This window comes from Kitasatospora sp. MBT63, from assembly GCF_000710465.2.
Classification (GTDB): Bacteria; Actinomycetota; Actinomycetes; order Streptomycetales; family Streptomycetaceae; genus Kitasatospora.
On sequence record NZ_JAIZ01000412.1, the window covers coordinates 22642 to 35491 of the forward strand.

The following is a 12850-nucleotide window of genomic DNA, read 5'->3' on the forward strand; positions in this document are numbered from 1 at the left end:
GGCCTGCACGGTGTCCAGGCCGATCAGGTCGGCGAGTTGGAGCGGGCCCATGGGGTGGGCGCAGCCGTGGACCATGCCGGCGTCGATGTCGGCGGCGGTGGCGTGGCCGGCCTCGGCCATCCGGATCGCGGCCAGCAGGTACGGGACCAGCAGGGCGTTGACGACGAAGCCGGCCCGGTCGCGCGAGTGGATGACGTGCTTGCCGAGCACCTCCTCGGCGAACGCCCCGACGCGGTGCAGGACGGTCGGGTCGGTGTGCAGCGAGGCGACCAGTTCGACCAGCGGCATCACCGGGGCCGGGTTGAAGAAGTGCAGGCCCAGCACGTGCGAGGGGCGGCCGGTGGCGATGCCGAGCCGGGTGACCGGGATGGCGGAGGTGTTGGTGGCGAGGACGGCCTGCTCGTCGGCCAGGACCTTGTCGAGGGCGGTGAGGATCTCGGTCTTGACGCTCTCGTCCTCGACGACGGCCTCGACGACGAGTTGGCGGTCGGCGAGTGCCTCCAGGTCGTCGGCGAAGATCAGGTGGCCCCAGGCCTCGGTGCGCTGCTGATCGCTGATCCGGCCGCGGTCGGCCGCGTGGTGCAGGGATCGGTCGATCCGGGCGCGGGCGGCGCGCAGGGCGGCCGGGTCCTTCTCGCAGACGATGGTGTCCAGGCCGGCGCGGGCGAAGACCTCGGCGATGCCGGAGCCCATCTGTCCGGCGCCGACGACGGCGACACGGCGAAGGTCGTTCATGCGGTTGCCTCTTCGGGTCGGTGCGGGTCGGTGCGGGGCGGGTCGCTGCGGCTCGGGGACGGTGGGCGTCAGAGGGCCGGGGCGGCGGTGCGCACCAGGTGGCGGGCGTACGCCTCGGTGGTGAGGAAGGCCGGCAGGTCCGCGCCGAGCGCGGTCTCCTCCAGGATCCGCACCGCGTCGTCCACCAGGGCCGGGTCGGCGCCCTCGGCGAGCAGGGCGGACCGCTCCCGGTCGACCAGACGGCGCACCAGGTCCGGGGTGACCAGCGAGCCGCCGGTCAGGCGGGTGCAGTGGTGCTGCCACTGCCAGATCTGGCAGCGGGAGATCTCGGCGGTGGCGACGTCCTCCATCAGGCCGAAGACGGCGACCGCGCCGGAGCCGCCGAGCCAGGCGGTCAGGTAGCGCAGGGCGACGGCGACGTTGGAGCGCAGGCCCTGCTCGCTCGGCAGGCCGACGGTGAGCCGGTGCACGGCGAGCAGGTCGGCCGCGGTCACCTCGACGTCCTCGCGGGTCTGGTCGAGCTGGTTCGGCCGGTCGCCGAGGACGGCGTCGAAGGCGGTGCGGCAGGTGGCGACGAGACCGGGGTGGGCGACCCAGGAGCCGTCGAATCCGTCCCCGGCCTCACGCTCCTTGTCGAGGCGGACCTTGGCGAGGGCGGCCTCGTTGGCGTCCGGGTCGCGGCTGGGGATGGCGGCGGCCATCCCGCCGATGGCGTGCGCGCCGCGCCGGTGGCAGGTGCGCACCAGCAGGTCGGTGTAGGCCCGCAGGAACGGCTGCGTCATCGTCAGCGAGGAGCGGTCGGGCAGCACGAAGCGGGGGCCCCGGCCGGCGAAGTTCTTGATCAGGCTGAACAGGTAGTCCCAGCGGCCGGCGTTCATCCCGGCGGCGTGCTCGCGCAGCTCGTAGAGGATCTCGTCCATCTCGAACGCGGCGGTGATGGTCTCGATCAGCACGGTGGCGCGGATGGTGCCGTGCGGGAGGCCGAGTTCGGCCTGGGCGAAGGTGAAGACGTCGTTCCACAGCCGGGCTTCGAGGTGGTTCTCCAGCTTGGGGAGGTAGAAGTACGGGCCGTGGCCGCGGTCGATCTGCCGCTGCCCGCAGTGGAACAGGTACAGGCCGAAGTCGACCAGGGCGCCGATCGCCGGGCGGCCGTCGACCAGCAGGTGGGCCTCGTCCAGGTGCCAGCCGCGCGGGCGGACCACGATGGTGGCGGGGGTGTCGCCGATCCGGTAGCGCCTGCCCTCAGGGGTGGTGTCGTCGATCCGGCGCTCGACCGCGTCGAGCAGGTTGAGCTGGCCGGAGACCAGGTTGTGCCAGGTGGGGGAGGTGGCGTCCTCGAAGTCGGCGAGCCAGACCCTGGCACCGGAGTTGAGGGCGTTGACGGTCATCCGGCGCTCCGGCGGGCCGGTGATCTCCACCCGGCGGTCGGCCAGCCCGGGACCGGCGCCGGCCACCCGCCAGGTGGGGTCCTCCCGGACGGCGCGGGTCTCCGGGAGGAAGTCCAGGGTGCCGGTCGCGGCCAGTTCGGCGGCGCGGTGGACGCGTTCGACGAGCAGGCCGTCGCGCCGCCCGGCGAAGGCGTCGTGCAGCCGGGTCAGGAAGCGCAGTGCCTCGGGGGTGAGGATCTCCTCGAACCGGTCCTCGGGGGCGCCGAGGATCTCGGTACGGCTGGTCAGGGTCATCCGGCTCTCCAGGAAGGTGGGGCCCGGGGCCGCGTCTCCCTACGCGGCCCCGGGCGGTGGTGGCCTGCGGGCCCCGTCCCTCAACGGGACCCCGGGCGAAGGTCCGGGGCGGCCGGGCGGCGGTGGGGGCGCCGGCCGGCCGGGTTCGGTCAGTGGAACTGCTCGGCCTCGGTGGAGCCGGTCAGGGCGAGCGTCTCGGCGTTCGGGTTGAGCGCGGTGCTCACCTGGTCGAAGTAGCCGGTGCCGACCTCGCGCTGGTGCTTGACGGCGGTGTAGCCGTCCGGGACGGCCGCGAACTCGGCCTCCTGGAGGTCTACGTAGGCGGTCATGCCGCTCTCCGCGTAGCCCTTGGCGAGCTGGAACATCGAGTGGTTGAGCGCGTGGAAGCCCGCCAGCGTGATGAACTGGAACCGGTACCCCATCGCGCCCAACTCCCGCTGGAACTTGGCGATCTGGTCGTCGTCCAGAGCCGCCTTCCAGTTGAACGACGGCGAGCAGTTGTAGGCCAGCATCTTGTCCGGGTACTCGGCCTTGACGGCCTCGGCGAACTCCCGGGCCTGCGCGAGGTCCGGGGTACCGGTCTCGACCCAGATCAGGTCGGCGTACGGCGCGAACGCCAGGCCGCGGGAGATCACCGGCGCCATGCCCGGCTCGACCCGGTAGAAGCCCTCGGCGGTCCGCTCGCCGGTGCAGAACCGGGCGTCGCGCTCGTCGACGTCGGTGGTCAGCAGGTTGGCGGCGAGCGCGTCGGTGCGCGCCACGACGACGGTCGGCACGTCGGCGATGTCCGCCGCCAGCCGGGCCGCGTTCAGGGTCCGGATGTGCTGGGCGGTGGGCACCAGCACCTTGCCGCCCAGGTGGCCGCACTTCTTCTCGGAGGCCAGCTGGTCCTCGTAGTGGATGCCCGCCGCACCGGCCGCGATCATGCCCTTGGTCAGCTCGAAGGCGTTCAGCGGGCCGCCGAACCCGGCCTCCGCGTCCGCGACGATCGGCACCAGCCAGTCGGGCCCGTCGTTGCCCTCGGCGGCGTCGATCCCGTCGGCCCGCAGCAGCGCGTTGTTGATCCGGCGCACCACCTGCGGAACGGAGTTGGCCGGGTACAGGCTCTGGTCCGGGTAGGTCTGCCCGGCCTGGTTGGCGTCCGCGGCGACCTGCCAGCCGGAAAGGTAGATCGCCTGCAGGCCGGCCTTCACCATCTGTACGGCCTGACCTCCGGTCAGCGCACCCAGCGCGTGGACGTAGTCCCGCTCGTGCAGCTGCGACCACAGCCGCTCGGCGCCGCGCCGGGCCAGGGTGTGCTCCTCGCGGACGGTGCCCGACAGGCGCACCACGTCCGCCGCGGTGAAGGTCCGCTCGATGCCCGCCCAGCGGGGGTCGGACGCCCACCGGGCGGCCAGCCGCGCCGCCTGCTGCTCCTGCTGCTGCCGAACCGACTGCGTCATGGGTCTGCTCCCGAGAGTGCTGTTGCCAAGGGTGTGATGCACCTCACCGAGGGGGTGCGCGGGCGGCCGGACGGCGCCGGGCGGCGGTACGGGACCGCGGGACGTGGTCGCCCAGGAAACCGAACCAGCTTCACTGACCTGGCAGTTATCCGTTTCCGAGGGCGCCTTCCGGCCGCACCACCGACTGTGCCACCCGGCGGTGCGGGCCGTCACCGATGGACCGGTGCCAACTTCTGCGAATCGCTGCGGCCGATTCTGCGAAGGCTGCGAAGGCCCGGCGGGGCGTTCCCCCGTTAGGCTGCCGCACCAGACGGGCTCGACCGGACCGGGGAGTGACACCATGGCGAAGGCTTTCGCGGGCGCCCGGCTGCGCCGCCTCCGCGAGGACCGCGGCCTCAGCCAGGCCGCCCTGGCACGGCTGCTCGAACTCTCACCCAGCTACCTCAACCAGCTGGAACACGACGCCCGCCCGCTCACCGTGCCGGTCCTGCTGCGGCTCACCGAGGCGTTCGGCGTCGAGGCCGGCTACTTCGCCCCGCCCGACAGTGCGCGGCTCACCGCCGAACTGCGCGACTCCCTCGGCGAGGAACTGGCGGCGGGCCGGATCACCCCGGGCGACCTCGACGAGGTCGCCGCCCGCCTGCCCGCCGTCGCCCGGCTGCTCACCGACCTGGCCCGCGGACGCCGGGACACCGCCGAGCAACTGGCCGTCCTCGCCGGGGACCGCGGCGCCGAGGCCGACGCCCGCACCCCGCACGAACAGGTCCGCGAGTTCTTCTACCGCCGCCAGAACTACCTCCACGAACTCGACACCGCGGCAGAGGAGTTGGCCGAGACGATCGAGCTGAGACGCGGCGGGGTGCGGGAGGCCCTGGCCGAACGGCTGGCCGACGGGCACCGGGTCCGGATCGCCACCGGGAGCGGGGACCTGCACCGGTACGACGGGCGGACCCGGACCCTGCACCTGTCCGACCGGCTGCGACCCGGCCAGCAGGCCTTCCGGATGGCCACCCAGCTGGCCTACCTGGAACACGACTCCCTGCTGTCCGAACTCGCCGCCCAGGACAGCCCCGAGGGCTCCACCGCCCGCTCGCTCACCCGGATCGGCCTCGCGAACTACTTCGCCGCCGCCCTCGTCCTGCCCTACCGGGTCTTCCACGACGCGGCGGAGGCCGCCCGGTACGACATCGAGCACCTCGCCGACCACTTCGGCGTCGGCTATGAGACGGTCTGCCACCGGCTCTCCACCCTCCAGCGCCCCGGCCGGCGCGGGGTGCCGTTCTCCTTCGTCCGGGTCGACCGCGCCGGGAACGTCTCGAAGCGGCAGTCCGCCACGGCCTTCCACTTCTCCCGCACCGGCGGCACCTGCCCGCTGTGGAACGTCTACGACGCCTTCGCCGCGCCGGGCCGGGTCCACGTCCAGGTCGCCGCCATGCCGGACGGCCGCCGCTACCTGTGGACCGCCCGCGCCGTCACCCGCTCACCCGGCGGCTGGGGCCGGCCCGGCAAGACCTTCGCCGTCGGCCTGGGCTGCGAGCTCCGGCACGCCGGCCGACTGGTGTACGCGGCCGGCCTGGACCTCGGCGACGAAGCCGCCGCCACCCCGATCGGCCTCGGCTGCAAGGTCTGCGAACGCCCCGCCTGCCCCCAGCGCTCCGCCCCCGCCATCGGCCGGGCCCTGGCCGTCGACGAGCACACCAGCACCTTCGTCCCGTACGCCGTGCGCACCGATCCGCAACCGTAGGCCTCAGCCGGCAACTCCCGCCGGGCGCGCGGCATCCGCCCGGAACGTCGGGCGGGGGCGCCCTGGTGCGCACCCTCCGTCAGTGGCCCGGGGTGCGGGTGGGCCCGGCGTACTGGTCGGGGGCGGTGGTGGGGACGGGCGGCAGGAGAGCGGCGGCGGCCAGTCCGACGATGCCGACGGCTGCCAGGGTGATCATCGCGGCGGCGTACGCGTGGCTGGTGAGGCCGGCGACCAGGATGGTGCCGGCGACGGCGGTGCCGAGGGAGGACCCGAGGTTCGAGATGCTGCGGGACAGGCCCGAGATCTCGCCCTGCTGCTCCTCGGGGAAGCTGGACTGGACGATGTTGACCGAGGGGGTGAGCATCAGGCCGAGACCGAGGCCGATCAGGAGCAGCCCGGGGGCGAAGGCCCAGGGGCTGGGGGAGCCGCCGACGATCAGGATCAGTACGAGGATCCCGGCGATGGTGCCGGCGAATCCGGCCAGGATGAGGGTGCGTTGGGCGTAGCGCCGGGCGAGCCGTTCGGCGGCCAGGGAGGTGGCGAGGATGCCGAGGGTGGCGGCGGTGAAGATCACGCCGGTCTGGATGGCGTCGTATCCGCGGACGACCTGGAGGTAGGACGCCACGGTGAAGGACACGCCCATCAGGAGCAGCCACTGGGTGTTCTGGGTGACCAGCCCGAGATCGGAGGTACGGCTGCGGAACAGGCTGGTGGACAGCAGCGCTTCCTTGCCCGCCCGCTCCCTCGCGCGGACCCAGTAGAAGAAGCCCGCCAGGAAGAGCGCGCCGAGGACGAGCAGGGTGAGCATCAGCCAGATGTTGTCGTCGGCGGCCACGATGCCGGTGACGACGAGGACCAGTCCGACGGCGGAGAGCACGGTGCCGACGGTGTCGAACGGGCGGGTCGGGTCCGGTGGGAGCGGGTCCTCGATCCGGCGGCTGAGCAGGATGATCACGGCGATGACCAGGGCCTGGAACACGAAGGCGGCCCGCCAGCTGATCGCCGAGGTGATCAGTCCGCCGATCAGCGGGCCGGCCGCCGCGCCGATTCCGCCGAGCGCCATGATCGTCCCGAACGCCTTGGCGCGTGAGGTCAGGTCGGTGAAGAGCAGGGTGGTGAGGATGTAGACGGGTGGGATGAGCAGGGCCGTGCCGACGCCTTCGAGGATCGAGTTGCCGAGGATGAGGACGCCCAGGCCCGGCGCGGCGGCGCTCAGCAGGGCGCCGACCCCGTACACGACCAGGCCGACCAGCAGGCACCGCTTGCGGCCGTAGCGGTCGGTGAGTTTGCCGCCCGGGATCATCAGCGCGGCCATCACCAGCAGGAAGACGGTGATGGCGACCTGCACGCCCTGCACGGTGGTGTCGAGGTCCTCGCTGATGTCGTTGATCATCACGTTCATGTTCGAGCCGGCGAAGCTGCAGATGAACTGGGCGAGGGCGAGCGGCGCGATGATCCGCCGCAGGGCGTTGGGCGTGCCCGGGGCGGTGTCACTCATCGGTGCCCCCGGCGCCCGCCCGGTCGAGCCGTTCGGCCGAGAGGCCGATCGCCTCGGCAGAAGGGTCGGCGTGGCTGGCGTGGCTGGCGATTGCCGGGTAGGCGCTCATGGAAGTCTCCCTCGCACTCGCACGTCCACCGCTTCGGGAGAGCCGAACGCGGCGCCTGCCCCGGGTGAACGGCCTGGCCCCGCCCGTGCTCGTACTTTCCCACCAGGTGCGCGGCGGAGGACGGAGGACGCGCGGGGGCGCGGCCGCTCGGGTGCGACGGCGGCGCGGCGGCGCCATCGCCGCCTCGCCGTGCCGCGCGCGGCACCCGGCCTGCGTCGCCGGGCGTGCGTAGATTGAGGTGGTGCACCGCATCATCCCCTGGCCGCGCAGGCCAGACCCGACGGGCCGGGCACCATCGCGGAGCGACTACGCCGGGGCCCTGTACGGGTCGCTCCTCGCGGCGTCCGTGATCGCCACGGCCAGCGCGGTCGGTGACTTTCCCCGACTGCAGACCGTGGTGCTGCTCCTGGTGACCGGCCTGGTGTTCTGGGCCGCCCACGCCTACGCGAACCTGGCCGGGGAGCGCAGGGTCGGCCGGCGGCCCGGCTGGGCCGAGATCCGCCGGGTGGGCCGGCACGAGTGGCCGATCGTCGAGGCGGCGGTGCTGCCCGCGGTGGCCGTGGCGGTGAGCCCCGTGCTGGGGCTGGGGCTGAGCGGTGCCGCGTGGTTCGCGCTGAGCGTGGCGGTGGCGCAGCTGGTCGCGTGGGCCTGCCTGGGCGCCGTCCACGCCGGAGCCTCCCGCACCGAGGTCGCCGTCGAGGGCCTGGCCAACCTGGTCCTCGGACTGGTCCTGGTGGCGGCGAAGGCGGCCCTCGGACACTGACCCGGCCCACGCCGGTACGACCGCGCCCCGGCGGATGCGACGCGTCCCGGCCTTACCCGGTGCCGGTGCCGGTGCCGGTGCCGGTGGGGGCCGGCGCCGGCGCCGGTTCCCGTGGTTCCTCGCCGAGTCCGCGCAGGGTGTCCAGGGCGGTGCGCGGGTAGGGGCCCGTGCAGCCGGGGCAGGCGGCGGAGGCGGCCGGGTCGTTGAGCCAGTACCCGTCGACCGTGGAGCGTACGGCACGGGCGGCCCGGTCGATCTGTGCGGCGCCGACGGCCCGGCCCGAAGGGTTGGTGCTCAGGCCGGCGAGCACCTTGATCCGGGGATTGGCGCGGCGGGCCTGGGCGGTGGCGGCCGCCACGAAGGAGGCGAACAGCGTCGGGTTGTCCTCCGCGCCCTGGGCCTGGAGGTCCAGCACATCGGCGTCGCGTGCGATCTCGCCGGCCAGCCCGAGCTTCAGGAAGGTGTCGAAGGCGCCGCCGGCGGTGCCCGGGCGCAGTGCCTCGACGAGATCGGTGGCAGGTGCGGCGATGAACAGCAGGTGGTGACGGTGGACCAGGTCCGCGGCCATCCGGTCGTAGCGGACCGGGTCGGCCTGCTCCGCGGCCGGGGTCTGCGGCCAGTGTTCGTTGTCGTAGAGCACCGCTCGGATCCGCGGGTCCAGCCGGTTGCCGGTCAGGGCCGACTCGAGGGCGGTGTAGCTGTCGAAACTGGCGGTCGGTGTGGAGCGCCAGCCGTCGGGGACGGCCCAGTTGCCGTCCCCGGTGAGCACGTAGGCGTCCGGTGTGTCGAAGGACCGGGCGGTGGTCCGGCCGGTGGGGTCGGCGGCCAGCAGCCTTCCCAGGGTCCGGCCGCTGATGATCCAGGAACCGGCCGCCGCGGTGGCGCCCGGTGCGGGGGAGGGCTTCGGCCGCGGCCGGGCCGGCGTGCTCGTCCGGTCGGCGACCACGAGGTACCCGGCCAGCAGCACCGCGGCCGCGGCGAGCAGGGCTGCCGCCGACGCGTACGGGCGCTTCACCGGGCCGGCCCGGCGGGCTGGGCGTGGAGCACGTCGGCGCGCGCGGGTGCGCGCAGCCCGGCCGGTGGCCGGACCGGACGGACCCCGCAGGCCAGCAGCGACTCCAGCTGGAAGAACCGTTTCAGGAAGGCGAACGCCGGCCACAGCGGCGCCCAGAGCAGCAGCCGTGCCCGGCGGTAGTAGAGGACGAGGCAGATCCGCGGTACCAGCGCCGGCAGCTGCGCGAGCAGGAAGACGACGGCGAAACGGGCCAGGTTGTGCCGGGGCAGCGGCTGCAGGGTGCAGTGCAGCACGGTCAGCACCAGGACGAAGAAGTGGATCGGTGAGAGCAGCCTGCCGCCGGCGGCCCTCGGCAGCTGGAACCAGAACCGGGGGCCGGGCGCGCCCCGGCCGAACGGGGTGAAGCGGGCGAAGTTCATCAGGTTGCCCAGCCCCCAGCGGAATCGCTGGACCCGCAGCTGGCCGAGTTTCACGGGTACGTCCTCGTAGGAGACCGTGTGCGGGTCCATCACCACCCGCCAGCCCGACCTCGCGAGCGCGCAGGTGAATTCGGCGTCCTCGCCGAACATGCCGTCGACGAAGCCGCCGAGCTCCACGGCCGCCTCGCGGCGGAAGCCGCAGAAGGTGCCGGGGACGCACGGCACGGCGTCCACGGTGCTCAGTGCGGCCAGGCTGAAGCCGTACGTGAACAGCTGCTCCATCGCCCGCATCCGGTCGATCCAGGTGGTGTACGGCTCCTTGGGCAGGGTGAGCGCCCCGACCACGCCGACCCGCGGGTCGGCGAGGAAGCGCGGGACCGACCGGGCGAAGGCGTCGGGGTCGAGTGCGCAGTCGGCGTCGACGCGGTAGACGAACTCCGCCGTGCAGCGTTCCAGCGCCAGGTTCAGTGCCCTGGCCTTGCCCGCGTGGGGGCCCTGGATCACCTCGCCGGTGGCGCTGGTGAAGGCCGCGACGGCCGCCTCGGCCAGCGCCCGGGTGCCGTCGGTGGAGCCGTCGTCGCACAGGACGACCCGCACCGGCCCGCCGTACGCCGCCGCGGCGCGGTCGATCGAGCGCAGCAGCCGTTCGATCACCGAGGCCTCGTTGTAGGCGGGCACGATCACCTCGACGGCGGGGCGGTCGTTGGCGGGCCGGTGCGATCGGCGCGGGCCGAGCAGGCCGACGAGTGCGAGCAGGATCAGCATCACGTCGAAGACGGAGAAGCGGAGGCCGGCCAGGACGAGGAACCCCGCCAGCGGATGGCCGGCGACCTGTCGCAGCAGAACCAGTGCCGCAGCGCCGACCAGTGCCAGCGCGGCGAGCAGGCAGAGCGTCAGGACCGCACTGTCTGGCCAGTCTCGGCGCCGCCGCGCTGGCAGCGGGGTCGGGCGCGGCAGCCGGAAGGTGGTGAAGGCGAGCCGGTAGACCAGCAGGTAGCCGAGGGTGGACTGGAGGACGAGGGCGACCAGCGGGACGGGGCCGAGCGGCAGCCCGGTCGCCGTCGCGAGCAGCGCGGCGCAGCACTCGGCGAGGACGGACATCCCGAGGAACACCGGGGCGTGCGCCAGGATCATCAGCCGGCGGCCGGGGGTGGCCGGAAGGACCACCGCGACGGTGATCAGGTAGCCGACCACGGCGGCCGGTACGAGTGGCGGGAGGCTGTGCGCGTACGCGGCGGCCAGGTGGGGATCGCCGTCCGCGGCGGACAGGACGTCGGCGACCAGTGAGTGGTACGCCTGGTCGAGCCGGGGGTGGCGGACGGCGACGATCGCCGTGCTGACGGCGGCGGCGACCGACAGGAAGGCCAGCGCGCGCGGCAGGGACGGGCGGCGGAACGGCGGCAGCCGCACCACCCGGCCGGAGCCGCGGTCGGAGTCGTCGAAGCGCCGGGCCAGCGGCCAGCGGACCGCCAGGAGCAGCAGGAGGGTGTCGGCGACGAGCAGTGCGACGACGTCCGGGTGCAGCATCGCTCAGCCCTCCGTCCCGTGACGGCCGGTCCGAGGCGGACGGGCCGGACGAGCTGGGTGTTCGTCCACGATCCCGACGAAACACGCCTGTGGTCCGGCGGTGGCCTCGCCGACGAACGTACACGGAATTCCCAATTCCACGACCCGGTCCTTTCGCGGCGCGAACCGGATCAGGTATACACGATCTCTTCACGTGGCGTCAGGGTCGCGCAGGAGATTTTGTGGATCCATGACGAAGCGCGGCGGGCGGGGATGTTGAATTCGCAACAGGGGGTCCGGGGTGGGCGACTTGCCGGTGGCCGGCCCTGTCGAGCCAGCGGTTCAGGTTTTTGAGCCCGCCTCACATAACTGCCCTGACCTGGGGTGATGTGCCTCCTGGCGGGCCCGGGCGGGCCCGGTCCGCGGCTGACGTGTACTGGACATGTCACATCCGCTGTGGCAAGGTCGTGCAGCATCCGGCGGCCACCTCCCCATGGCCTGCCGCCTCACGGCCGCACTCACCTGCGCCGCGTCACACTTCCGGTAGGTTTTCGGTCCTTTCCGGCGCCCCCGATGCCCCACGCGCCGGACCGGCCTGCAAGTACTTCGGGCACCTTCTTGCTCCGCATTCACGTGAGACATTTCCGCATGGCACTGCCCTGTTCTCCGATTTCCGTAAGGGAGTAGGCACATGCATGTCCTGATTCTGGGCGGCGACGGATTCTGCGGCTGGCCGACCGCCCTCCACCTCTCCGACCGCGGCCACCAGGTGACCATCGTCGACAACCTCAGCCGCCGGGCCATCGACCTCGAGCTGGAGGCCGAGTCGGTCACACCCATCCGGCCCATCGGCGAGCGCCTGCGGGCCTGGCGCGAGGTGTCGGGCCGGGAGATCGGCTTCGTCCGGCTGGACCTCGCCACCGAGTACGAGCGGCTGGCCGCGCTGCTCGCCGGAGTGCGCCCCGACGCCGTCGTGCACTTCGCCGAACAGCGCGCCGCGCCGTACTCCATGCGCTCGGTCCCCGCCAAGCGCTACACCGTCGACAACAACGTCCGCGCCACCCACAACCTGCTGGTCGCACTGGTCGCCACCGGCACCGACGCGGCCTTGGTGCACCTCGGCACCATGGGCGTCTACGGGTACGGCTGGTCCGGATCCGCCCCCATCCCGGAGGGCTACCTGACCGTCAAGGTCCCCACCCCGGAAGGCGACCTGGAACGCCGGATCCTCCATCCGGCGAACCCCGGCTCCGTGTACCACCTGACCAAGACCCTCGACCAGCTGATGTTCTCCTTCTACGCGGCCAACGACGGGCTGCGGATCACCGACCTGCACCAGGGCATCGTCTGGGGCACCCAGACCGCCCAGACCGCCCGCGACGAACGGCTGGTCAACCGCTTCGACTACGACGGCGACTACGGCACCGTGCTCAACCGCTTCCTCGCCCAGGCCGCGATCGGCCACCCGCTCACCGTGCACGGCACCGGCGGCCAGACCCGCGCGTTCATCCACCTCCAGGACACCGTGCGATGTATCGAGATCGCCCTCGCCAACCCGCCCGCCGCCGGCGACCGGCCCAAGGTCTTCAACCAGGTCACCGAGGTCCACCGGGTACGCGACCTGGCCAAGCTCGTCAGCAACCTGACCGGGGTGGAGACGGCCAACCTGCCCAACCCGAGGAAGGAGGCGGTCGAGAACGAACTCCGGGTGAGCAACGACCAGTTCCTCGCGCTCGGACTGCAGCCGACCAGCCTCAGCGAGGGACTGCTGGACGAGTGCACCAACATCGCGGGCCGCTACCGCTCCCGGATCGACCCTCGCAGGATCATCGCCCGCTCGGTCTGGCGTCCCGGCATGGAGACCGCCGACGACCTGCTCACCGGCCTGCCGGACGCCCCGCCCTCCCGCATCCCGTCATAGCGCCGGCCCGCGCCGC

At 73.0% G+C, this 12850-nt stretch carries 9 protein-coding genes; 3 read left to right on the forward strand and 6 right to left on the reverse strand.

Annotated features, from left to right (window positions below):
• The 3 genes from AA75_RS22955 to aceA form a co-directional block, all read right to left on the reverse strand.
• A partial coding sequence (locus AA75_RS22955; protein ID WP_233289144.1) for a 3-hydroxybutyryl-CoA dehydrogenase occupies positions 1–735 on the reverse strand: 735 nt, incomplete at its 3' end.
• A 68-nt stretch (positions 736–803) separates the two neighbouring features.
• A complete protein-coding gene (gene aceB / locus AA75_RS22960) occupies positions 804–2417 on the reverse strand; it encodes a malate synthase A (RefSeq protein WP_033822077.1) in 1614 nt (537 codons plus the stop codon).
• A gap of 149 nt (positions 2418–2566) precedes the next feature.
• Complete coding sequence (gene aceA, locus AA75_RS22965; RefSeq protein WP_033822078.1) at positions 2567–3859, reverse strand: isocitrate lyase; 1293 nt, start codon at positions 3857–3859, stop codon at positions 2567–2569.
• Between the two features lie 340 nt (positions 3860–4199).
• On the opposite strand from aceA, the gene AA75_RS22970 reads away from it, so the two are divergent.
• Complete coding sequence (locus AA75_RS22970) at positions 4200–5603, forward strand: short-chain fatty acyl-CoA regulator family protein (protein WP_033822079.1); 1404 nt, start codon at positions 4200–4202, stop codon at positions 5601–5603.
• A 79-nt stretch (positions 5604–5682) separates the two neighbouring features.
• Here AA75_RS22970 and AA75_RS22975 read toward each other — a convergent pair whose 3' ends face one another.
• Complete coding sequence (locus AA75_RS22975; RefSeq protein ID WP_033822080.1) at positions 5683–7101, reverse strand: MFS transporter; 1419 nt, start codon at positions 7099–7101, stop codon at positions 5683–5685.
• 350 nt (positions 7102–7451) lie between these two features.
• Here AA75_RS22975 and AA75_RS22980 point away from each other — a divergent pair, with 350 nt between their 5' ends.
• Complete coding sequence (locus AA75_RS22980) at positions 7452–7973, forward strand: hypothetical protein (RefSeq protein ID WP_033822081.1); 522 nt, start codon at positions 7452–7454, stop codon at positions 7971–7973.
• A gap of 52 nt (positions 7974–8025) precedes the next feature.
• Here the strand turns inward: AA75_RS22980 and AA75_RS22985 are convergent, their stop codons facing one another.
• Entirely contained in the window at positions 8026–8988 is a 963-nt protein-coding gene (locus AA75_RS22985; RefSeq protein WP_033822082.1) for a hypothetical protein, read from the reverse strand.
• Complete coding sequence (locus AA75_RS22990) at positions 8985–10934, reverse strand: glycosyltransferase family 2 protein (RefSeq protein ID WP_033822083.1); 1950 nt, start codon at positions 10932–10934, stop codon at positions 8985–8987. The genes AA75_RS22985 and AA75_RS22990 overlap by 4 nt, the downstream gene beginning before the upstream one ends.
• 670 nt (positions 10935–11604) lie before the next feature.
• Between AA75_RS22990 and AA75_RS22995 the strand changes: the two genes are divergently transcribed.
• Positions 11605–12834 carry an NAD-dependent epimerase/dehydratase family protein gene (locus AA75_RS22995; RefSeq protein WP_033822084.1) on the forward strand — a complete coding sequence of 410 codons (1230 nt, stop codon included), beginning with the start codon at positions 11605–11607 and terminating at the stop codon, positions 12832–12834.
• Positions 12835–12850 lie beyond the last annotated feature (16 nt).